This is a genomic window from Pseudocolwellia sp. AS88 (genome assembly GCF_030551755.1).
In the GTDB taxonomy this organism is placed as follows: domain Bacteria; phylum Pseudomonadota; class Gammaproteobacteria; order Enterobacterales; family Alteromonadaceae; genus Pseudocolwellia.
This window is the reverse complement of record NZ_JAUPEC010000015.1, coordinates 29,353-54,183: the sequence shown is the minus strand read 5'-3', so window position 1 is coordinate 54,183 and position 24,831 is coordinate 29,353. Positions and strand designations below refer to the sequence as shown.

The following is a 24,831-nucleotide window of genomic DNA, read 5'->3' as shown; positions in this document are numbered from 1 at the left end:
CTTTAAAATACTCATCATACATTTTTAACTGAACAAAAAATAAAGACCATTACATATAAAAAAACACCAAAACAATGACATTTATTTAAAAACAGTAAAACCATCAGAAAAACACTTGTTATCTATATAAAAATAACACATAAAACAAAAACAATGAATAATATAAAGTATTTTTATACATAATAATACCTCTAAATGTATACTAAAAATAATATTAGCAATGAATATTCAAAGGTAATCTAACTTTAACGTTTAGTTAAACTTGGCTTCTCTTAATATGACGAAAAAACATGATAGAAAGATGCATCTGATCTTTATAAGTTTAATGATGGGCAATAAAATAAAGTTGAATGAAAGTTGAATGAAAGTTGACTTAAAAGAGTTAGAAAATAATAGTTTTAATGTACTAATAAATGATAATTAGTACATTAAAACTTTATAAATAAGTATTAAGAAGTTAAACCTATTTTACTCATATCAATGGTTTTAAAACCAAATTTAAATGCTGGTGAATCTTTACGTAAACGTAAATCTCCGTTAGTAATATCAACAAAGAGAGGATCAATTGCTAAACTATGAATATCAACACCATCTGATTTCTGCTTAGTTAGAAATTCTTCACCTAAACTAGGATTAGGGGCACAGAAGTAAATATTATTATCCGTATCCGCATCTTTAGAATTAGCTGGAGCACGACCTCTTCTATCTTGAGTTTTTTCACCTGTCATAGATTGCTCATTATAAAAATCACAGTCATCTGCTGTAGAATACATAATATTGTTTTTAAGGCTAGCGCCTGTCATTGGACCTTCTCTTAATGAGAAAAAGGTAACTGGCATTGGCTTACCGTTATGCTTAGCCTTTAAAATATCGACAATAATGTTATTTTCAGCACGGTTATTTAACTTTAATTTGATGCCTTGACTACGACAGTGAAAAATAATATTTTCGCTGATCAATGTATCCATTTGTCCACCATCAGTGCGAATAGCAGCTTGCATTGCTGTGTCGCCAACTAGGTGGTGAATATAGTTACGCCTAAATACATTACCCGCACCTGAGCCTCGGATATACATTGCATTGCCATCAGCTAATTTCTGCATAACATGGTGTATTTCATTATTTTCAACGATGTTGTCATGACTGTGAAGATATGGTCGAACCTCGTCTAACGTATATTTATTACCTTTAGCTGCAACAACTTCATTTTTGCGTAAAGTTCTAAGTAGTTCCCGGCCATTTCCTTTTTTATCAAAAAAGTGAGTCATGAATCCAGAAACAGTAATGCCGATATAATCAGTATTATGAATCAGATTATTCGCTACATAGTTTTCACCACTTTGCCAAACTAATATGCCATGAGAATGATTATAAATTTCGCCAATATCATGTATGTGATTATTAAGCACTGTATTATGATGATTAACGTCTTTAATACCAGGGCCATACCCAGCAAGTAAGATCCCTGCACCACCAAGATGTTCAATATGATTATTTCTTATGGTGTTATGTTGACCATGTAAGTCGATGCGAATAGCACCACTACCACTATCAACAAAGTGACAGTTTTCTATAATGCAGTTTTCAGCGCCTCTAAAACGTACTAATGAGTTTGCTTTATCATGAAAATCCCAGTCATGCTGTAAGCCTTTATCATCTTTTGCTATTGTAAAACGTTTACCGTGCTTAAATGTTAAACCATTAAAGTGTAAGTTTTTAACTGGAGTGTCTTTTAAACCTTCTTCGTCTATATCGCCTTCAATACGGAATAACTCGAGTAGTTCAGGAGTTACAACATTTGCATTAAGCTCTTCTGCTTGTTGATTATTTCGAGGCCATAAATATACTTTACCTACTCTAGTATCAACAACCCATTTACCCGGTGCATTTAATTCTTCAATAACATTTTCAACCCACGCATTTTCATTTTTAGGTAAAAAATGTAATTCATTCATTGCATAGGTTGCTTCTTGAGTGGTGGTCGCAGTCCGTTTATCTTTATTCATAGATTTAAAAGGAAGAACGTTAACAATCCAAGCATGATGTGGACGAACGAACAGTTCAGCATCATTAGGATTAACCCAATCTATAAACATATTTTGAGGAAAGTTAACAACGTCTCTTTTACCTTTAGGAGCGGTAATAAAACCGTTTGTGCGAGTACGAGGTAATCGACCTAAGTCATCATATAATGTTGTAATGCCTTCATTTATATTTGCTTGCCACACCTGACCTTTTGCTTTATCTGGCAAACCAGAAATATTACTAGGTGCTTTTTCCCAACCGGTAATATGACGGCCAGAACTAAAAACAGGCTTTTCATTTGGATAAGCTGCGTAAGTAATGGTGTAATTGTCTGCTGCTGAATCTTCAAGACCAAACACAACAGTTTCATCTAATTTATACAAGCCACCACGAATAAGTACCGTAATGTTTTTATTAGGTTGCGCTTTCTTTAGCACTCGTACTGCATCGCGAGCACGCTCTAATGTAGCAAAAGGCCCATTAGTTGTGTTTTTGGTGTTTACGGCTGCAATACCCGACCAATTGTCATTACCATTAACAGCGACATAAAAGTCTGCTTTATCAGAAATAACAGGTGTTGAACTAATTATTTTATTAGCACAACTGATCAACGGTAGTGACAACGCAGAAACGGCTAAACTTGCACCAGATAGCTTTAAAAAACGACGGCGTGGAAAGTTATTATTTATCACAATGTATTCCTTATATTTAAATTGTTATTCAACAATTGGGGTTAAGTGAATAGCTTTTAAATTTATACCACCACCAACAACTTCACCTTTAGGTATAACTTTTATGCTTTGTTTACCGGCTTTGAGGTTAACAACACCCACTTCGTCTGTGCGGTAACGGAATAAAGTGCGGCCTTTTGGTTGACGCTTAGAGTTTTTGCGTTCACCTGTGTCTAAAGCTTGTAACATCATAGTTTTATCACCGAAAATAAACTTCCACTCACTAAAATCAACCACATCATCCGCAGAATATTCAACTTCAAAAAAGTAGTCTCCTGCTATTGCTACATCTACATCCCAAACACCTTCGCCGCCATCTTCCCAATTTAATAAATTGTTTGCGTAGTTCCAGTCACCGAATTTTTGCATCCAACGAATTTCGGTATTTTTACAACCATTACACGTTGCAAACGCAGAATTTAAGGTTGTTCTAATACTTGGGTCAACACCCGATACTTTAGTGACTTCTGGAGTACCATCTAGTTCAACAGCAATAACGGGTACTAGAACATTAGGTTTGTGCTCTGGTAAAGTAAAACGGCTCCAACCATTATTTTCTTTGTCGAAAGTTACTTCACCTTGATCACCATTTAATAAATTGTCGATAAATCCAGGTTTATCACTATTTAACAAACGAGCAGATACAATATTGTTATTTAGCCCTGACAGATTAATTTCACCATTTTCGGGCCAATCAAAAATATGTAAATAAACCATATTTTCTTTTACTGTGATATCACCCCAAGCTTGTGCTCGTCCCCATGGAGAAGCACTAGCTCCGTAAATAGTGTCACCATAAGATTTAAGCCACACACCTGCTCTACGTAAACCTTTAGCCGCCATATCTGGCACAGCACCTGTACCTGTTGGGCCAATATTGATCATGTAATTTCCACCACGAGCTACAGTAGAGGTTAAACGATGGATAATTTCAGTACCTGATTTCCAGTTATTATCATACCAAGCGTGTCCCCAACTATTGTTAGTTGTGTCAATAGTTTCCCATAAACCAGGATGGTTAACTTGAGAAAGACTGTGGTCACCAAGGGTTGAAAAGTCACCAACACCATTACCAATACGGCTATTAATCATGGCTGCAGGTTGTAAATCTCTCACTAAATTAACTAATTGCATTGATTGGTCTTTTGTCATACCACCTGGAGTATCAAACCATACGGTTTTAATATCACCATATTCTGTCAATAATTCAGTAACTTGTGGTACAACTTTGTCGTTAAAGTAAGTGGTAAAGTCACCCTTTTGATTTTCGTCATTCCAAGAGATACCCGCACCACCTTGCTCATACCAATCTTGCATTTGTGAATAATAAAAGCCTAAACCGATACCCGCGTCTTTAGCAGCTTCTGCTAATTCTTTTAATGGATCTCGCTTAAATGGTGTTGCATCTTCAATATCGTATTTACTACTTTTAGAGTTATACATAGCAAAACCTTCATGATGCTTTGCAGTTATAACAATGTTTTTCATGCCTGCATCAACTGCAAGTTGTACCACAGCTTTAGCGTCAAATTCGGTAGGGTTAAACTGCTTTGTTAACTCTTTGTACTCATCTACAGAAATGTCGGCAACTCTATTAGACATTAACCATTCGGATATGCCGTAATAGGTTTTACCTTTCCATTCGCCAGCAGGTATAGAAAACAATCCCCAATGTATAAACATTGAGTATTTATCTTGAGAAAACCATGCTCCCCGTTCAGCGTTTGCATGTTTTGCCTTATCTAATCCGCTTTCTCCCCAAAGCTCATCCATTGAAAGTTGCTTACTTTTAGTTGCCTCTTCTTGTGCATATGCTGGCATACATAAAGTACTAGTTACCAATAATAAACTTGATAACTGAGTCGCTATTTTCTTTTTATTATGTTTCATAAGTCATTCCTAAACGATTTAATTGAATATGTTTTGTGACAAGATTACTTTAGCCACTTTATTCGCATGTGCTTTAGTACCTTGTGGGTTGTAATGAACATCACCCGGTTTTAACCACCATTTATTGTGATTAGGCTTAGTTAATTGATATAAGTCATTAATTTCTACTTCCGGAAAATCTTTTAAAACGTCAAGTGCAGCTGTGTTATATTTTTCTTCATCGCCGGCAAATCGACCTAATTCACCTTCTGGAACGGGTGTTGTTGTTGCAAAAATCAATTGAGCTTTTGGCGCTAGTTTTTTAAGATAAATAACAATATTTCTAAGGTTATTTTTATACTCTGTAATTGTACTAACTAGCTTGCCATTAACTTTATCAAGTTTACCGTTTGCTACATATTTAAGATCATGAAGCCCAACGTTAAAGTGAATTACATCCCAGCTAAACGACCAATGATCTTTTAATTCTGGGTTTTGCATAACCGAAAGCATTTTATTCATCTTTGTAATAACCCCTCCTGAATCAGAGCCATTACGGTATAAACGATATACATTTGCTTTATTATCTAAATTTTCACGCACCTGTTCTGTATAGTGGATAGAGATAGAATCTCCATATAGCAATACATTAGGTAATGATGGATTATTTTTAACATAAGCAAATTCAGGTCTACTAACGAATCTTTCTCCTACTAAATTTTCCCAAGCGGCTTGTGCTGTGTTTAACTCAGTTGCCTGCGTAAAAAAACTAGTAAATAAAATACTAGCAGACATAACAAATATCACTTTCTGTGTAACTTTTTTAAAACTAAACAATGAGCTTAATAAATTCTTCATATTATTCTTCTTAAATATTAAAAAATCTCGCATTACAAAATTATTTACAATGCGAGTAACTAAAACCTTATGCTTTAGTGTGCTTATTTTTCATCTTTACTGATTTTTTTAAACGACTTTCAGATACCGCATTAGGGCGTGGCTCAACAGGTAGTGTTTTTTTCCAATCAAGTGCTAAAGCTTTCATTGATTTAACCATTTCAGGATGTAGTTCTGAAACATCTCTAGTTTCATTCCTGTCTAGCATTACATTGTATAATTCAACACTATTATTATGTTGATGAACAAAAAGCTTCCACGGTCCTTCACGCACAGCTAACATTGGCTCTTTACCATCGCTTTTACCATAACGCCACTCCCAAAACATCGGCTTTTCACGCTTACTTGTTCCGCCTTTAAGTAAAGACAATACACTTTGACCATCCGATTTATAACCTTCAGGCAATGTTGCGCCAGCAGCTTCTGCAAAGGTAGGTAATAAATCAACAGCCGTTACAATTGATTGTGTATCTACACGTCCTACAGGTACTGCAGCAGGCCATCTCACTATAAATGGTACACGTAAACCACCTTCATAAGTGTCACGTTTACCTCCACGTAATCCAGCTGAAGAGCCCGTGCTGTAGTATTTTCCGAAAGGATACGGGCCTTGCATAATGTTTAACTTACCATCACCATGTCTTTTGTCTTTTTCAGTGCCTGTATGTTCAGGGCCATTATCGCTAGAAAAAACAACTAACGTATTATCAGTAAGGTTCAAATCATCTAGCGCTTTTAATACTTTACCAATACGTACATCCGCACCATCAACAACAGCAGCGTATACACGATCTTGTTCATTTAAATGCTTATATTTTTCTAAAGATTTTTTACTTGGATCATGAGGCGTATGAGTTTCGTGTATCCATAAATTAATAAAGAATGGTTCATCTTTATTTCGTTGCATAAAATCAACGGCATCGTCATAAAGATCTGCAAATGTGGTTTGTGGCCCATTACCATTAAAGACTTTAGCTTCATCATAACCGTACTCTACAGGCTCTGGGGCACCGCCATTATTGCCCATATGCCATTTACCAAAATGTGCAGTTTTATAACCTGCAGATTTCATTACTTTTGGCATATTTACTTCTTCAGTATCTAACCAATCAGCCATTGAAAAATTTTCATGATGTTCAAAACCAGATAGATGACGATGAATACTTGTTCTTGAAGGATACAACCCTGTCATAGCAGCAGCTCGACTTGGTGAACAAACAGGATTAGAAACAGAAAATTGATAAAATTCTGAACCCTCGTTAGCTAATCTATCAATATTAGGAGTACGTATATCAGGGTGACCATGTTTACTAATATCTCCCCAACCAAAATCATCTGCGAAAATAAAAATAATATTTGGCTTACTAGGAGCTACTTTTGCGATCTTAGATACTTTTGTTGACGTTGAATGCTCTGTAAAGCGGTCATTAGCAAACGAATTTGAACAAGTTAATGACAAAGCCGCGAGCGACAATGTTGCAATTATTTTTTTTCTAATCAAGTTCATTCTTATTTCCTTCAATGTATGTAAATAAATCATCTATCATTGGATAATCCAAAAAACTGTTCATTTTTAAATAGAGAACTACTTTCATATGACAAACCCAACAAAATGTATTTTTACATGCAATAAACACCTAGTTATTTTTCTTAAATTAATTTTACTAAACTTTATATTTAATTAATCAAGCTCTTATTAACATAGAAAAATGATAGAACATAATATTAAATTAAAGAATTTACTTTATAAACACATTTAAACTGAGATAACTGTTAATAAAAAAATGGAATTAAATTTATTGTACTGAATATATTTAAAATAACAAACAAAGTTTGTTTGCATATAAAAACACAGATAGATATATTATAAAAAACTCTTTAATTAAACAACCGAAATGAAAGAATTTAATATGCTAACAAAAACAATATTAATAAGTGTATTAGCGCTTACTAGTTCAACACTATACGGGCAAGATAACTCAGCACCGCCAATTCATGTTGAACCAACGTGGGAATCTTTATCAAAAAATTATCACGTACCCGAGTGGTTACTCGATGGGAAAATGGGGGTTTGGTTTCATTGGGGAATACCGTCTGCAGCAGATGAAAACCGCCCGAACGACGGTTCATGGTATGGATTTCGTATGTACACACCTATAAAAGGTAAAAAAACGAAAGACGGTAAAGAAGATACATGGGAAATATTTGCTAAGTGGCACGCTAAACGGTATGGACCGGCATCAGAATTTGGTTATGAAGATATGATCCCTTTATTTAAAGCTGAAAAGTGGGATCCCCATGCCTTAGTAAAATATGTAAAAGGTGTAGGTGCTCGATTTATCATGCCTGTGGCTACACATCACGATAATTTCGATATGTATAACTCTATGCATCCTTGGAATTCAGTAAAAATGGGTCCTAAGCGCGATACATTAAAAGAGTGGAAAGAAGCAGCCGATGAACAAGGTTTAAAATTTGGTGTTTCAACACATCTTTATTGGTCACCTCGGTTTTTCAACCATGCTCGAAAATTTCAAAAGGCGGATACTCCAGAGTGGTCTTTATTCAATATGGATTACGATCCAAAAGACTATGCCAAGCAAGACAGTTGGAACCAGCACTGGTTTGAAAGAAGTTGGGATATCATCAGTAAATATGATCCAGACATGTTTAATATAGACTCTCCGTATCCCAAAATAGGTGAAGGAAAAGGTTTAGGTGTTAAATTATTTGCTGACTATATAAATCGTGATCTTGAAGAAAATAACGGCAAACAATCTGTTGTACTTTCATTCAAAGATAAAGAAGCTGACAGAAGTGCGTTTACCTACAACCTAGAACGAGGAGGTTCGGGCATAATACAGCCAGAGCCTTGGCTTTGGGCTACAGATCTATCTGGTGGATGGTTTTATCGCGCAACAGCAGTTAATAAAATGAGTATTCCTATCATGGTAGGTAATTCTATCGATGCTATCAGTAAAAATGGTGTAGTAATGCTAAATATAGCCTTACGTGGTGAAGGCACAATACCCGAAAAGCAGCTTGCTTATTTAAATGCATTTGGTGAAGTGTTTAATACTAACGCTGAAGGGATATATGGCAGCAGACCTTGGAAGATATTTGGTGAAGGTCCATTACAAATTAAAACAGGCCGTCAAGGAGAGAATAATAAAGAATACTCTCAAGAGGATATTCGTTTTACCACTAAAGATGGTAATTTATATGCTTTTCTCTTAGCTAAACCCGACAAAAACATAGTAATTAAAACCCTAGCACTTGGCGGAGAACTAAATGCTGATATTAGTGATATTTCTTTATTAGGTAGTGATGAAAAAATAACATGGACTCGCACAAAAACAGGATTAAACATTCAGCTTCCAAAACACTTACCAACAGAAATAATTAACGGTTTTAAGATAATATTAAAATAAAAGTAAAGGATTACAATGAAGTTTATTACCCAATTAAAACAAATTGTTAAGTATAGTATTATGGCTACTGCCGTATCAACTTTATTGATGCAAGTTGCTATAGCTTCAAATGTATTTAACGCTAACAACTTATATAGTCAGCTAAACTTTGAACAAGCCCGTATCGCTTATTTAGAAGCAACAAAAGTCGGTAGCCCTCATGCATACTATCAATTAGGTACTATTTATTACAAAGGCCAAGGTATAAAGCCTGACTTTCTTAGCTCTTTAATTTGGTTCTCTTTAGCGGCTGAATATCAATACAACGATTCAGAAAATATAGTTGCTCAATTAATGGAAAGTATAGATCCAGAGCAAAGGCCTGAAGTTCAAAAACTCGTTGATAATTTTAAAGCAAAACATGGTAAAAAAATAATTACCCAAAAATACCTACCCGAAATTATCACCCCAGAACTTCATAATAAAATAAAATTTATTAGCTACGAAGAAGAACAATCAATAGTCGAAAGTTTTAATGATTTTGACGGCAGTCAATTAGATGATGATGTGTTATTAGCTCTATTAGATGAAAACAATACAGAAATTACAGCAGATGATCTACCAACAGTTAAAAACCCAAGAAATTTACCTTATTTTTCGGTAGTTGATTATGATATAGCCGCTGACGGTTCTATACGTAATGTCACAGAGTTACACAGCATAGGTCGGCAAGCGAATATAGACACAGCGATATATAACTTATCAATGAATAACATAAAACCTCCTATATTTAACAATAAACCCACTGGTTTTATGAAACGAGGTTATTTAGGTGTTGCCAAATACAGCAGAGCAACAATGCGAAACAAGCATAAAGACTTATATAATTCGATAAAACGTATAACTAAAAAGTTAGCTCAAAGTAAATCTGCCAACGACAGATATAAACACACTATGGCCTTACTATATTTTACTTGGGCACCTCAAAAAAAAGGTATGGCCATAAAAATGTTAAAAACACTAGCCGAAGAAGGACATGTTAATGCGCAATATGAATATGGTCTTTATTTATACCGAGAACAATTAAACCTTAAAGAAGCAATAAAATGGTTATCTCTAGCAAGTCAATTTGGATTATCAAAAGCTGAATACCGTTTAGCTAAAATTTTGCAAGATAGCCCTTGGGTCGTAAATGACGAAAGGAAATCACTTTTTTGGTATGAATCTGCAGCACAGCAAAACCACCCTACAGCAACATTAAAAGCAGCAGAGTTAAGATTATTAGCCAAAGATAAAAGCTTACATGATCAAGAGGCAGCAGTTAATTACTTAAAAAGTATTGAGTCAATTCAAAGTGATAACCCAGAATATAACTATTTAGTTGCTATATCACACCTTAAAGGCGAATACAGAGACTTCAAGAAAGTCGTTAACCATTTAAGGTTAGCAATAGCTAGAGGTAAAAAACTCAATTGGGATGTATCTTTGTGGGAAGAACAACTTGACCGCTGGACAACAGGTAACGTTTATATAAAAGATTAAAGCAATTAAAGCAGAGAGAATCTTACCTCTGCTTTAATTTATAATATATTTAATGAAAACGTTCACCTGCGACAACACCGATCAAACAGTTAACAATTTTATCTTAATAATTGTTATTAAATTAATGATTTATAGGTATTTTAAACCGAGTTAACATAAAGAAGATATAAATTTTGATGCTATCCCACTACCACGGAACTTAGGATTTACGATCAATTGTCCTAAATTCCTCCTCCCTAGACTTTCGTAAAATGAGTCAAATACTAAAAGTTCAGAAACTGTTGATAAGTGGATATATGAACTTAAAGTATTAAGTTTCAGGTCATTAATAAAAGACAATAAAGTGAATGGATGTCTGAAATTTGGCCCTGCCCAATCTGTAAGCTATTGTTTATTAGAAAACCAGCCCATCATGTCTACTAGATGATTTTCCATAGGGTTAACTAACTGCGTATTTTTCTATCACTTTAATAAATATTAAAAGTTTTGGTTATTTATAAAAATAATAAATCCATGTAATTACCATTGAGTTATTCAATGAAATCACATGGCTTTTGATTTTAAATAACGACTATTCTTTAGCGTTATTGATGCTTAGGTTAAGTAATAAATTATTAGTTAATTTTCATTATGGGTATTAATGGTTAATGTTTTCATTGATTGATTTCTTGAAATGGTGAGTTTCATTTTTTTACGCCATTTTCCCGTTTGGTAAGCTTTTAATAAATCTTGTGCAGTAGCTATTTGTTCTTTTCCGTAAATAGTAAATATAACATCGTTAGCTTTTATCCCTTCTCTGTCCATTACGCTTCCTTTTGTTACAGACAGCACCATAACACCTGATATTTCTGGTATACCTAAAGCAGATTGCTCTCCTAGAGTTTCTACCGATTTTACTTTTGCACCTAAAAAGTTATATACCTTTGATGTATTACTGGCTGAGTTTTCTAAAAACAGATCCGGAAATTCAGGTGTTTCAGCTAATCGTTTTAACGATGGGCTTACTACGCCAAAGTTGTCCATAGGGAAGTTTATAAAGCCTACCATTAATGCTTTAGAGTTTTCTGAAACTCGATAGTCACCCACTTTGGGATTTATGAACATAGGCTCTCCATAAGTTGAGTGTTCGTCTAAACCCAATGTGTGTGCTTTTTCTAAAGCACCTTGAGTGGTAAAGAAGTTATAGTCTATTTCGCTGCCCCAATGATAACTCGAAACAGGTTGATAGCTTACTAGCACAATATTGTGTTTAACTACGTCTTCACTGTTTTCAAACCATACGTGTGGGTGAAACGAGTTATTGATCATTATGTTATTGTAGGCGTAGCGTCTATAACCTTCTCGTAGCTTTAATCCACCTGCTAACATTACATTATTGTATATGTCGTAATTTGATGAACCATCGTCAAGATCTATGTCCCAACCGTAGTCACTTTGAAATCGGTTATTTCGAATAGTTACCGTAGCAATAGCATCTTTTTTATGAAGCATTGGATGTAATTTATATATTTGTTCCATTTTAGCGCGCTTAGGATGCCAAAATCTGTCTCGTCCCCAAGAGTTAAATGCGCCATGATCGCCTGTTTCTAATACGGTATGAAACACGTCGTTAAATTCTATTAAATGACCGCCCCACGTTCCTTCGCTAACATTAATACCTGCGCGCGGTACTCTGTAAATTGAGTTATGGCTAACGGTAATAGATTTGGACATTGATATTTGTACGCCAGCGACTTGTTTTTCAACACGTCCTATATCGTGAATAAGGTTATTATGAACAGTTGAATTTACTGGATATAAGTTGTTTTTAGGCCCGTCACCAAAATCCATTTCGTCTAATGTTATAAAGTCGTTGTAGTTAAAGCTTGGGGATCTTACGGCTGAAGGGTCGCCAACAAAATTAACGGCCCCTGCGCCTATTTGTGATATGTGATTGCTGTCTATTTCAATGTTTTTAGCAAAACGATTAACTGAAACGGCATTGCCACCTAAGTTAACTAAGGTATTACCTTTAACTAAAACACCTTGAGCGTGTTCAATTGTTATTGCCCCGCCTCTGTATATAGTCCAGTCGCTTCTTAATAAAGGTTCGCGAGTTTGCATAAAGGTTTGCTTGGTATGGCTAAAGGTTATGTTTTGTATTTCTATGTTTTGTACTGGCTTTTGTTCAGTACCAATAATATCGATTAGGTGATCTAACTGAGGAACTTCAATAGTTTTGATTTGGTTAATAGTTAATTTATCAGGGTACAAATACAGAGTTTGTGTTTTAGGTTCGAAAAACCATTCTTTAGGATCGTCTAGTTCCTCAAATACGTTTTCTACAAAACGATATTTAGCATGTAATGGAGATGGTCTATTGTTTTGAAAACCACCCTCTAACTCCCAATTCCCATCAGGTAACTTACCAATAATTTGGTAGTGCATTCCGCCCCATTTACCTTTATGTAAAGCGTGTACATATGCACCTACAGGGTTGTTCCAATGTTTTGTTCGCTCTGGTGATATCGCGTCGGCAGCATAACCGTTAAATACTTTATTGCCCGTTTGATAATTTGGGTATCTTGCTCTTACTTGTTGCTCGCCAGCTATAAAGAGTTGATCAACATTACTAACATTTAACTTAGCTTTATAAATATGTTCGTTATGCTTTTCCCAGTTAAGTGCAAACTTAGTGGCGCCGCTAATCATTGTTTGGCCTAACTCTGACCCCACAATCGACAGCTTATTTGAGCTTAAATTAGTAAGCTTTAACGTGTTTTCTAAATAATAAGTACCCGGTGATAGTCTAACTTCAACGTTATCACCTTTATCTACAAGTTGCTGAGCCTGAGCAATGATATTGAACAAGTCATCGCTTTCAGTGCTTTTAACATAAAGTACTTTTTCAGTATTGGCGTTTAATTCAGTAATACCAGAACACGACACTATGTTTATACTAACCACTGCCAAAACAGATATAAGTAATAACTTTGAAATTTTTAACATTAGTACTCTCTTAATATTTATTTTTTGTTTTTATTCGTTTTATTTAGGTAATTTATTTTTTAACTTTTCGAGCAATAAACAATTAGTAGATATATTTACTGTCTTTACCTAGCTCGCCTTTGACTTTGTCTTCCCACCAATGATGAGGCCCTTCGGCTGAAATATTTTTCCAAGTTTTAATTAATAAGCTTTTCATGAATTTTAATTTTTTGGGCATAGTAGCAGCTAGATCATGTGCTTCATTAGCATCTGTTTCTACATTAAATAACATAAACTTAGTTAGCGTTTCGTCTGCGACAATCTTCCAATCTCCATCACGTACTGCTACTCGACTTTCAGCAGGAGAAACATGTGTCCGCCAAAACAGCGGGATTGTTCGAGTAAGTTCTTTACCTTGGATTGCTGGTAATAGGTTAACGCCATCGATAGTGCGATCTTGTGGAACGTCTAAATGCCCTATACTTAAAAGCGTTGTAAATATATCTGTACCTATAACGGGAATATTACTTTGAGTGTTAGCTATAATATAACCCGGCCAACGCATTACAAAAGGAACACGAATACCTCCTTCAAAATCGTCTCTTTTATTTCCTCTTAAACCACCGGTATTGCCACCAAATCGTTCAACAGGACCATTATCAGACGTAAAAACAACTAAGGTGTTATCAGCTACGCCTTGAGAATCAAGGGTTTTCATTATTTCACCAAGTGCAAAATCCATTTGAGTAACGTTGCCGAAATATGCTTTATTTTTTGCAGTTTCATTTGGATAAAGTTCAGAAAACTTTATATCGGTTTTAATAGGTGCATGCGGTTCATGAAACCAAACAGACATTAAGAATGGTTTAGTAGGATCTCGCTTTGTATTTAGCCAACTAATCGCTTCATCTGCTACTAAAGGCGCTGAATAACCTTCTAATTTGCCAACAGGTTTGCCATTACGGACAAAATTAATTGGGTTTCTATGGTTAGGAAATGCATTATTTTGTGTGGCAAACCAATAGTCGTAACCATGATCATCAGGGTGCGGAAATTTTTCATTTTTAAATTGATAGCGTGACAATAAATGCCATTTACCAAAATGACCTGTTTCATAACCTGCTTCTTGAAACAGTTTTGGGTAAGTAATTTCACTTTTCCGTAAATGTGCTGGAGCAGGATCAGCACCAGAAAGATGACGCCAAACGCCGTTTCTATATGGAGTTCTCCCTGTTAAAATAGCTGAACGCGAAGGTGAACAAACGCCCGCAGCTGAATAACCTTGGGTAAATTTAACACCTTGCTTAGCAAGTTTATCTAAGTTGGGCGTTTTAATAACTTTATTGCCATAAGTTGAAGAGTCTCCCCACCCCATGTCATCAGCAACAATAACGATAATATTAGGTTTGTCTGTTTTAGTACCTTCTTGAGCCACGCTAAAAAAAGGTACTAATAATAAAATTAAGCTAGTTACAATTAATTTGTTTTTCATTTTAGTTTTGCTTAAAATTTAAAGGTTAGGCTTCCAGTTTGGAATGCCCTTTTCTTTTAATTGCTTGTTATATTTAAGTGTAAATGGTTGGTTTTCTGCTGTTATTTCAGGTAATTGTTCATTAACCAAGTATTGCTTGGTTGAATCCCACCAGTTGTTATAAGCAGCCGTTAATTCTTTAATAACTTCTGGATACTGTTTAGCAAGGTTTATAGTTTCTGCAGGGTCTTTATTTATATCTGATAAGAAATATTCAACTTCACCTTTATTTAAGGTGTATACAAGTCGCCATTGCTCAGTGCGAACAGCTCCATTGTTAAATTTATTTTCTTCACGGGTCATTTTGTTTTTGCGATTGTCGTCCCATCTGCCCTTATGAACAAATAACTTACGATCTGGCCAAGTAGCTTTTTTATTTTCTAGTAACGGCACTAATGATCGACCCGTTGGCGGTAATTTACTTTTAGGTATTTTTGCGCCAGCTAAATCGCTGAATGTTTTATAAAGATCGATATGAGCAGCCAGTGATTCAACATCAATATTTTCTTGTAAAATCCCTTCCCAATACCAATATGATGGTACATGAGTTCCACCTTCCCAAGGGGTGTTTTTACGCCCTTTCATACCCGCATTATATGGCATTATTTTTTGACTTCCTTTTTTAATAGGCGCCATGCTCATGCCGTTATCTGTCATGAATATAATTAAAGTATTTTTGAGTGCCCCCCACTTTTTAAGGGTTTGCATCATATCACCAAGGTTATCATCTATATTTTCAACCATGCCGTAGCGAGCGGCTGATGATTTGTCTAAACCTTGTTCTAGAAATCTACGTTTATAGCTATCTGGTGCATACATTGGTCCATGTGGAGCATTTAAAGATACATAAGCAAAATAAGGTTGCTCAGCATCAATCTGTTGTTTGATCCAAGCTAAACTAGCATCAAAAAACAGGTCGGTAGAAAAACCCTCAGTTTGTACAATAGTGTCGTTATATAAAAGTACGTTATCGAAATAAGGATTTTTTGTATTAGCTTTGAAATCTCCTAATGAATACTGACCAATACCACCAGCACCGAACATAAGTACTTCGTCAAAGCCTCTATTTTGTGGGAGATATTCTTCTTCGTCACCTAAATGCCATTTACCGAACAATCCGGTTTTATAACCTGCTTGCTGTAAAGTTTGTGGAAAGGTAATCACATCTAGCGCCATACGTTCACGCTGTAAAATGGTATGACTTACTCCAACCTCTAAAGGATGACGACCACTCATAATAGCAGCACGCGACGGAGCACATGTTGGACTTACTTGAAAATCATTAAAACGAACTGAATTCTTAGCAAATGCATCTATGTTTGGTGTTTTTACTATAGGGTTTCCTGTTCCTGATAAATCCCCCATTCCTTGATCATCTGTCAATACAAAAATGATATTTGGACGACTATTAGAAAGAGAAGTATCGTTTGCTTGAGCTTTAGAAAAACAACAAAATACAACTAAAGCGAAAAACAATACATTGGTGAACGAGAAACACTGATTAACACTATTTTTTGCTGAGTTGTACATAATAAAAATTTTCCTATACTTTTTTACTTTAGCTGTTTAAAAACAAGAGCTAATTAGAAACACATTATGTAAAAAGCACCCATTTTATTTATTGTTAAATAAAATGGGTGCTATTTTTTTTAACACTTAATTAATTAAATTACTGTTTTATTCTTCTTGCTACAGCTATACCGAAAGCGCCTAACATCATCAATACAAGTGAAGATGGTTCAGGAACAGTTACATTAAATGAACCGCCAATGCTGCCATCTACAAAATCATCATTGATGAAATCATAAATAAATGCACCACCGCCATTTGCTGCAAATTCCCCGTATGCTGAAATATTTTCAGCACCTTCAGACAATGCAGTAAAATGAAGTGTAGCTATTTGTACATTGTCTCCAGCAGGTAAAAACTCAAATGGGTCAGCTAAACCGCCAACTTCATTAAAATTATCTGCAATTAACCACATTGGAACAGTAAAACCTTCAAAACTTAAATGAGTAAACGTGTTTTCGAAATCAAAACCAAATGTAGTAAGTTCAGTTCCGTCAGTTATATCTAAAAACACATCTACATCGAAAGACTCGCCCACAGCAACACCATCAACTGTACTAAACTCAAGTTCATAATCTGCCATTAACGCCGCTGAAGCAAAACCTGATTGCAATACAAATACAAGCCCTGCAAATAGAGAAAACCAACTTTTATTATTAGAATTTTTCATAATGATTACCTTTGTATTATTCTGTATGAATATTTTATTAAAATTATTTTTTAAGGCTTATTGAATAATGAGCAACTCAATAAGCCAGTCTATTATTGGTTTCTATATAAACTAAACCATTGATTGTAATCAGAACGAGTAATGACACCATCGTTATCTAAATCTGCACCAGCAACATAAGTATCGTCACCCACTTCGCTACCCATTGCGGATCTAAATACGGCTATATCAGTTCGATCTAATACACCATCACAATCAAAATCACCTACAACAACTTCTGACTCATCTACGAAATAGGACACAGTAATGTTATTAACCGACCATTTATTTTTAGTTTGGTCATTAGCTGTTCCAACCGCTAATACAAGATCTGTTATGGCTCCCTCACTACCATAGGTAACGCTATATTGAGTTGGGTTATCCGTCATTTTTGCACCATCTTCATCATTAACAACACCATTAGAGGTTACTAAAGTACGATCATGAGTAGACTGGCCATTTACAATTTCAACATAGTTAAAGGATAAGTCGGTTATGTTGCTAATATCTGAACAACTGCCATTCCCATTAAAGTTAATAATACGAAGATTACTAATTGACTCGATAGATTCAGCATCGCTACCTTTGAATAGTTTATCTGCACCAACTCCCCAGCTTGTAGCGGTTGAACTACCACTTGAGTCACCACTTTGAATACTAGATCCTGCAGTAGGTGTAACATCAACGGCAATTTGAAAAGTTGTACTGCCAGCTGTTTGTACATCAGATATTAGAGTGGCAACCGTATTAATACCGTAATCAGTTTCTGGTGTTGCAAAAATTGATGCTAATATCGGCTCTGCTGGCCCTTCAGGTTCTACAGGAATGATAGGCTCAACATATTCTGTCACGGTTAAATTAAACACACGTTCTCTGGTACCTGATTCATCTGCGGCTTGTATAATAAACTCATACGATGTTTCGGTAGTTTCAGTCGTTGTACCTTGTAACAACCATGTGCCTGGGTTTGATACATCTTGAATCAGTTGTAGCCAAGAAGGAGTTCCTTCAGGTAATAAAGTTAAGGTAACTTCGTCACCTTCAGGATCCCAGAAGTCTTTATCTTCTACTAAAGCATGAGAATAAGCGTCTTCATAATAACCATCAGTTAATTCTGTATGAGCACGAGCCCAATTTGGCGCGCCTGGTTCTTGTAATTCAGCTAAATGAGCATCCATTACGCTTAATTGTGCTAAAGCCCAGTCAGTAGCAATTAACCTTTCGTTATCATTACTCGACTTGCCTACCAATGCCATGCCCCAACTAATGGCCCCTCCACCTTTTGCAGATTCTAAGTTCCAAAGTTTAAACTCATCATCTGTTAAGGCTGGTGTATTACCACCGTTCCAACTAGAGGTGCTCATTGGTGGATCAAAATGACCAATCACTTTATCGTCAAATTCCCAATCGTGTGCATCTGTCCCTGCTGCGACAGAACCGGAATGAACATTACCATTGGTTGCTGTTATTTTTTGGATGTGCGCGTAGTTACGATCATATAAACCATTTTCATGATTTCCGATAACTCGACCACCGTTGTATGGATGTCCAAACATATAGTCGTCGTAATGTGTAGCTTCAGAGAATGGATTTAACTCTTCAGTATCTCTTTCAGGGCTATTATTAAACGATACAGGAGCATTTGGATTACCTGCTTGAGAAGCTTTAGCAAAAGCACCATAAAGGGTTTGATCTTCTATTATACCGTTAGTAGCACTATCACCGTTGTTATACATAAAAGAACCAGAATCAAATAACCAACCATCAATTAAATCACCGTAGCGCTCTGAGTACACTTTAAGCACAAATTCAGCATAGGCGAACATGTATTTACGATTTGGGTAAGTTTCAGAAGCATCAACGTATGTTTGTGTTTCAGTGTCCCAAGTTCCAGTATGGTATGGCTGGCTGTTAATAAACGCTTGTGCTTGTGGATCAGTATCAACCCATGCCTTCCAGCGCTCTGTAATATTAGGAATGTAAGCCGGATTAGGTGTAGATTCACTGCGTTGTAACATATTTGAACTGTTTACATACACTTGCGTTTTCATCCCTGCAGCTCTAACTTTTTTGAGCATTTTTAAGAAAGGGTCTACATTGGCTGACGCACGAGGAACTACTAGGTTAATAGGGTTACCAGTCGCATCGGTATCGCCTTGCCAAAAACTTTCTAATAATTCATGCGGCGCAATATGTACTGATGATTTGATAGACGATTCACCTAAATGAACCTGAATATAATCAATGGTTTTAAGATGGCTAATTTGCTCTAAGAAATTGTCAATTTCAAGACCTTCACTTCTGCCATTATACATTTCAACTGGCTTCCAGTTGATCCCCCACGATCCTCTTAACCAATCTCCCCGAGATTCAACATTATCTGCAGTTTCTTCTATTACAATATCGTCTACAGCTATAGCACTAGTTGCTAACATACATGCTGCTGCTATTGATGTTATTTTAAAACCTGTTTTCATTAATCTTCCCCTTTATTATACAACTTATTATTGAGGCTAAACTTTCAATCTAAGTCGTTCTTATTGTGTTTTTGTATATAATAAACTACAAAATAGATTATCAACTAATCACAAGTAATTCAACACTGATCAACATAAATACAACAAAATAAAAGAAAATAAATAATAAACAATTAAAAAACAAAACCTTAAATAAAAATCAATACAATTAAAGATATAATAAAACACACACGCACAATTGATTTTTAAATATAAGAAAACACAAAGTTGGTTGATTGAAAAACAACCTAAATTATAAGTAATTACGTCTAAGTTGAGAGACTGTTATCTGTAAATAATAGAGCTTTTTTATGAATAAGTGAGAACTTATCCGGAAATGATATTTGTGAGGTGACGTTAAAAGAAGAGAGTACAAATATTGCTAATTTGTACTCAGTAATGTTTAATAAAAATTAACAACTCTTCAAATAATTTTACTATTTAATTAGCCCTTTGCCCGTTGCCGCCCAATAAATACCGCCATATAAGTGCTCTAAAAACAAGGTGTTGCTATAATGTTCATTCATATGGCCTAAGCCGGTATAGAAAGATCGACCACCATCATAGTTGTGATACCAAGCAACAGGATGAAAACTCCCCATTCCATTGTAGGTTTTTCCTTTTCTTACTACTTTTGCATCATACGTGCCTTCATCTACTGATAATAGGTAGCTTAAATTGTCTACATAAGCATCACTATATTGGTACCATTCTTCAGTCCAGAGGAATTGGTCTGGCATACGAGCTAAACCAGGAAACTTTCTATTATTAACCTTAAGTACGGCCGTTTGTATTTTTGGGTGAATAACAAAACTTCGCCCTATAAGCTTTTGATACCATGGCCATTCATATTCAGTGTCTGATGCACTGTGAATACCAACAAAGCCTTTACCCGACTGTATAAATCTCTCTAATGCAGCTTGTTGGTCCTGGTTAAGAATATCCCCAGTGGTAGATAGAAAGATAACAACATCAAATTTCTTTAACTGTTTGTCTGTTATACGATCTGCATTAGTTTGCCATTGAAGGTCAAAATAATGTTCTTTTGCCATTTTTTGTAAAGCTGTTACTCCTGCATTAATCGACTCGTGATGCCAACCACTAGTTTTAGTAAAAACTAACGCTTTAAATTGTTGTGCATTAACTGTTTGTAAACTTGCCAACAGAATACAAATAGTACTAAAAATCCTTAAAGTAAGTTTTTTCATTCGTTTCTCTCATTCATTAAGCAAACCACCCTTTATAAATTTATTTAATATTAATATCCGTTACTCTTACCATAAAATAAAAAACAGAGCTCAATAGGCTCTGTTTTAATATTTAACATCTAAACTTTATAAAAAATAAAAATTAAAGTTTGTATGTAACGCCTAATCTAAAGTTACGTCCGTTATGACCTAAGACGTAAGTCCTCCACTCAGGCGCATTGCCATCTAAAGCGTTACCTTCACTAAATAATCCATTAGCTTCATCTTCTTGCAAGCGAGTAACAAAACTACGGTCATATGTATCAGTTAAGTTAGTAGCTGAAAAGTTAAACGAAAGATTTTTATTTACTTTATAACTTGTTGAGAAATCGACTGTTGCACGATCATCAGTCCAAATTGCACCATCAAAATCATTTGGTGAATCAAGACGCTTAGAACGATAGTTATACGCTAAACGAACAGACAATCCTTCATTTTCCCAGTATAAACTGCTGTTAAATGTATGCTTTGATGTATTTCTCATCGGAAAGCCTTCTAACAACTCAGCCGTTTCAGATTCTTGAGTTGGATCAACATAATTTGCTTCGCTATCTGTATAAGTATAGTTAGTTGTTATGCCTGTATACTTTAACCATCCAGGTAAAAACACAAAATCTTGTTGATAGATAGTTTCAACACCGAAGCTCTTACCGCCTTCACCATTAACAGGTGTGGTAGTCGCTATTTCATCAGCGATTTGCGCACAATGTAAGTCTCTATATTGTTGTTGATCTTCAGGAAATATACTTGCTTCAGGACAAGAATGTATTACACCTTCAATTTTTTCATACGCTAACGACTGAAAGTCTTTATAGAAAAATGCCGTTGACATCATACCTGTTTCATCAAAATACCATTCCCATGAAAAGTCATAAGTAATAGCTTCAACAGGTTCTAAATTAGGATTTCCGCCAACAGCTGTTGGTGTAGCAGTACCATTTCGAGCATTAATTAAGTAACCAGGCACTAAATCAGAGGCCTTTGGTCTTGCCATAACTTTAGCTACACTAAAGCGTAACAACATATCTTCAGTCAATGTGTATCGTGAATTAAAGCTTGGTAATACATTGTTATATTCTATATCACCAAAAGTGCTGTCATCGATAGTAAAAGCACCATCGTTGAAAGCACCAATAATATTTCCGTCAGCATCTTCGCCGCCTACAGGATCATAATTAGTAAAATTATAACCTGCTCTACCTTTTGCACGAGCTTTTGTTTTAACTACACGTACACCAAAGTCACCAAGTAATTTACCACCAAAAAATTCAAAATCAGCCATTACATAACCAGCATATGATTCAAATGTAGTCGTTTCAGGTGCTTCATCTTCAAAAGGTATAATTGATTCAGGATCTGGTAAGAATGAACCATAAATTGCATCAAAATCAGGAACTGGCCAACCATTACTTTCTGTACCAGTAACTCGTGTTAAAAAGTCATCAACAGGGAATTCTAAAGCATAATCAGTTAATGTAATAGTATTAAGACTTACTCCATCAGCATTCACACCATCACTAACAGCCTGATAAATAACCGAATTATTTGTTTTGTCTCGATCTACAACCTTAACACCCATAGCAACATTAACAATAGGTCCAAAATCAACATCGCCCTCTAAATCTACTTGGAAACTATAAGCATCATCTGTATTATCGCGAGTAAGGTAAGTTACTGCTGATGGACGTAAATTATCTGTAGTAAGGTAACCTCGCCCTTCGTCCCCAAATGAGAATTCTGGCGACAATAGCATATTGCCATTTTCGTCAAGCCATGATAATTCTCCAGCCTCAGTTCTAGCATTAGAATTAAAAATTATACGGCGGTTATTAATTGGATTATATGATGTTGAACCACTCCAGCCTAACTTAGCATCTATCGTCCAAGCTCCATCTGCAAACACTTGTTGATAATTCAATCCAAGAGTAGTTGTTGAACTTTCATTGGGTTGTTCAAATGTTACCGAGTTAGATCTAGAGGCTGACGACCCTGAAACCACAGCACTGTGTGCTTCTTCATCAATAACTGCATACTGTCTAGTATTAAGAATACGGTTATTATATTGAAGTTTAGTTTTATCTTTCTCTGAATGCGTTGCATCAAGCCAAATAGTGGTATCGTCATCAAAGCTATACTGAAAAGATGCTGAAGCACTAAGACGTTCCGTTTCTATTAAAGATAAATTTCTCTCATTACCTAAAGGTTCAAAAGAACGTGTATTTCCATCAGGGTCTAATATTTCACCTGTTTGCAAGCTAGTTGCATCAGCTATATTACGATATTCCCAGCGATAATTAGTTAATCTGTCTTGACGAGTATTGGTTTTATCGTAATTTAAAGAACCCGTCATACCAAATTTTTCACTAAAGTTTTTACCAAAAGACAAACCAAATTGAAGATCTGTTTCATCTGATAAATCGTTATATTTTGTTTTAGCCGAAAATATTGTTTTTGGTTCTTTAATATCTAGTGGTTTCCAAGTATTTAGCTTAACTGTGCCACCTAAGCTACCTTCATCGTGATTTGCGCTTGGGGTTTTTATAACTTCAATTGACTTCAACATATCTGCTGACATGCTAGAAAAATCAATTTCGTTATCATCACCACTGTTTGTCATCGTAACGCCATTCATCTGAACATTGTTAAGACCACCTTCTACACCACGAATCGTAATACTAGTACCTTCGCCATCAACTCGATCAATACCTATACCTGTAATACGTTGCATTGCTTCGGCTATGTTTGCATCTGGCATTTTACCAATGTCTTCGGCAAAAATACTATCTGAAACATTTTTACCAAAACGTTTGTTATTTAATTGTTTAGTGGTACTTGATCTAAAACCACTTACCTCAATAACTTCAATTTCTTCCGCTACATTACTAATTCTTTTAATTTTTTCAATTTCAGCGTCAGTAGTTTCTTTTGCTTCTTCAGCTGCATATGCTAACTGATTTGTGATAAGTATTAACGCAGTAGATACAGCTATTGCGAGCTTTTTCTTTAGAAACCTTTTACTTTTATGGCTTTGACTTTGACTATCCATCACTATCCCCTCAGAGTTTATAAAACACTATATTACTTCTTATAAATATCGACTATATCTTTTAACTAACTGTATAGTTACATATAAGATACTCCGGTAAAAAATAATTGTCCAGTAAAAGAACAATATATTTAAACGTGATAATAGAGAAAACTAAAGACTCATAGATCAGCAAAAAATAAGATAAAAATATGCTTTGTAGATATTTAAAGTTAATAACTTAGTATTATAAGAACTCTGCCTAATCCTATATCCATAAGACATGAAAGCCAGGTAAATAAAGACATGAATGGAAAATATCAAGAATTAGTAGTGATGGGTATTGTTTTTATTTTACCAAGATATCATTTATATAATTAAGATTTCTTGATTAGAGTAACAACTTTATAAAACAGATCCTATCAATGAAATCCTATATGAGAGAACACATATAATATAAAAAATCACATTATACATTGCATAGTCAACCCAACCAAAAAAGTCTAGTTATATTGAAAAATATATCAATTTATATTTATATCGTTATAAACTCAATGCAAGTCAATTTTAGTATATATCTAGCACTATATTTATAAAAATATATGATGTTGTTATGTCCACGATAATAAATAAGCCACATGTCTCTATACTTATTTTAGGTTGATTAAATTGCTATGCTTATTAGCCTGAGGTCTTTAGCTTTTAAAGAGAGATTATATTGGAGGCCTTTTTCAATCTAATCAGATAATTCATCATTATTAAAACTATTTCACTATTATATATCAACTTTGGC

The 24,831-nt window shown here is 35.0% G+C and carries 13 protein-coding genes; 2 read left to right on the top strand and 11 right to left on the bottom strand.

Features of this window, described 5'->3' with window-relative positions:
- Positions 1–449 precede the first annotated feature (449 nt).
- From Q5N69_RS11740 to Q5N69_RS11725, 4 genes are all read right to left on the bottom strand, one after another.
- Complete coding sequence (locus Q5N69_RS11740) at positions 450–2,717, bottom strand: right-handed parallel beta-helix repeat-containing protein (protein ID WP_304369130.1); 2,268 nt, start codon at positions 2,715–2,717, stop codon at positions 450–452.
- A gap of 24 nt (positions 2,718–2,741) precedes the next feature.
- Positions 2,742–4,646, bottom strand: a complete 1,905-nt coding sequence (locus Q5N69_RS11735; RefSeq protein ID WP_304369129.1) for an alpha-L-fucosidase — start codon at positions 4,644–4,646, stop codon at positions 2,742–2,744.
- Positions 4,647–4,664: 18 nt separating this feature from the next.
- Entirely contained in the window at positions 4,665–5,483 is an 819-nt protein-coding gene (locus Q5N69_RS11730; RefSeq protein ID WP_304369128.1) for an SGNH/GDSL hydrolase family protein, read from the bottom strand.
- A gap of 67 nt (positions 5,484–5,550) precedes the next feature.
- Positions 5,551–7,029: a sulfatase-like hydrolase/transferase gene (locus Q5N69_RS11725; RefSeq protein WP_304369126.1), complete on the bottom strand. Its 1,479-nt coding sequence runs from the start codon at positions 7,027–7,029 to the stop codon at positions 5,551–5,553.
- A gap of 403 nt (positions 7,030–7,432) precedes the next feature.
- On the opposite strand from Q5N69_RS11725, the gene Q5N69_RS11720 reads away from it, so the two are divergent.
- Entirely contained in the window at positions 7,433–8,953 is a 1,521-nt protein-coding gene (locus Q5N69_RS11720) for an alpha-L-fucosidase (RefSeq protein WP_304369125.1), read from the top strand.
- A gap of 15 nt (positions 8,954–8,968) precedes the next feature.
- Positions 8,969–10,474 carry an SEL1-like repeat protein gene (locus Q5N69_RS11715; protein WP_304369123.1) on the top strand — a complete coding sequence of 502 codons (1,506 nt, stop codon included), beginning with the start codon at positions 8,969–8,971 and terminating at the stop codon, positions 10,472–10,474.
- A gap of 618 nt (positions 10,475–11,092) precedes the next feature.
- On the opposite strand, the gene Q5N69_RS11710 is transcribed toward Q5N69_RS11715, so the two are convergent.
- The 7 genes from Q5N69_RS11710 to Q5N69_RS11680 form a co-directional block, all read right to left on the bottom strand.
- Entirely contained in the window at positions 11,093–13,462 is a 2,370-nt protein-coding gene (locus Q5N69_RS11710) for a PDZ domain-containing protein (RefSeq protein WP_304369122.1), read from the bottom strand.
- Between the two features lie 82 nt (positions 13,463–13,544).
- Positions 13,545–14,933, bottom strand: a complete 1,389-nt coding sequence (locus Q5N69_RS11705; protein WP_304369121.1) for a sulfatase — start codon at positions 14,931–14,933, stop codon at positions 13,545–13,547.
- 18 nt (positions 14,934–14,951) lie between these two features.
- Positions 14,952–16,502, bottom strand: a complete 1,551-nt coding sequence (locus Q5N69_RS11700; RefSeq protein WP_304369120.1) for an arylsulfatase — start codon at positions 16,500–16,502, stop codon at positions 14,952–14,954.
- Positions 16,503–16,641: 139 nt separating this feature from the next.
- Positions 16,642–17,211: a PEP-CTERM sorting domain-containing protein gene (locus Q5N69_RS11695; RefSeq protein ID WP_304369119.1), complete on the bottom strand. Its 570-nt coding sequence runs from the start codon at positions 17,209–17,211 to the stop codon at positions 16,642–16,644.
- 92 nt (positions 17,212–17,303) lie between these two features.
- On the bottom strand, positions 17,304–19,727 hold the full coding sequence (locus tag Q5N69_RS11690; RefSeq protein WP_304369118.1) for a putative Ig domain-containing protein: 2,424 nt from the start codon (positions 19,725–19,727) through the stop codon (positions 17,304–17,306).
- A 476-nt stretch (positions 19,728–20,203) separates the two neighbouring features.
- Positions 20,204–20,974, bottom strand: coding sequence for a ThuA domain-containing protein (locus Q5N69_RS11685; protein WP_304369117.1), 771 nt, complete (start codon positions 20,972–20,974; stop codon positions 20,204–20,206).
- Positions 20,975–21,116: 142 nt separating this feature from the next.
- Positions 21,117–24,059 carry a TonB-dependent receptor gene (locus Q5N69_RS11680; protein WP_304369116.1) on the bottom strand — a complete coding sequence of 981 codons (2,943 nt, stop codon included), beginning with the start codon at positions 24,057–24,059 and terminating at the stop codon, positions 21,117–21,119.
- Positions 24,060–24,831: the final 772 nt, after the last annotated feature.

Excerpts from the sequence above, each read along its gene's own strand:
- Q5N69_RS11735 (WP_304369129.1), bottom strand. The coding sequence starts at position 4,646 with ATGAAACATAATAAAAAGAAAATAGCGACTCAGTTATCAAGTTTATTA.
- Q5N69_RS11730 (WP_304369128.1), bottom strand. The coding sequence starts at position 5,483 with ATGAAGAATTTATTAAGCTCATTGTTTAGTTTTAAAAAAGTTACACAG.
- Q5N69_RS11725 (WP_304369126.1), bottom strand. The coding sequence starts at position 7,029 with ATGAACTTGATTAGAAAAAAAATAATTGCAACATTGTCGCTCGCGGCT.
- Q5N69_RS11720 (WP_304369125.1), top strand. The coding sequence starts at position 7,433 with ATGCTAACAAAAACAATATTAATAAGTGTATTAGCGCTTACTAGTTCA.
- Q5N69_RS11715 (WP_304369123.1), top strand. The coding sequence starts at position 8,969 with ATGAAGTTTATTACCCAATTAAAACAAATTGTTAAGTATAGTATTATG.
- Q5N69_RS11710 (WP_304369122.1), bottom strand. The coding sequence starts at position 13,462 with ATGTTAAAAATTTCAAAGTTATTACTTATATCTGTTTTGGCAGTGGTT.
- Q5N69_RS11705 (WP_304369121.1), bottom strand. The coding sequence starts at position 14,933 with ATGAAAAACAAATTAATTGTAACTAGCTTAATTTTATTATTAGTACCT.
- Q5N69_RS11700 (WP_304369120.1), bottom strand. The coding sequence starts at position 16,502 with ATGTACAACTCAGCAAAAAATAGTGTTAATCAGTGTTTCTCGTTCACC.
- Q5N69_RS11695 (WP_304369119.1), bottom strand. The coding sequence starts at position 17,211 with ATGAAAAATTCTAATAATAAAAGTTGGTTTTCTCTATTTGCAGGGCTT.
- Q5N69_RS11690 (WP_304369118.1), bottom strand. The coding sequence starts at position 19,727 with ATGAAAACAGGTTTTAAAATAACATCAATAGCAGCAGCATGTATGTTA.
- Q5N69_RS11685 (WP_304369117.1), bottom strand. The coding sequence starts at position 20,974 with ATGAAAAAACTTACTTTAAGGATTTTTAGTACTATTTGTATTCTGTTG.
- Q5N69_RS11680 (WP_304369116.1), bottom strand. The coding sequence starts at position 24,059 with ATGGATAGTCAAAGTCAAAGCCATAAAAGTAAAAGGTTTCTAAAGAAA.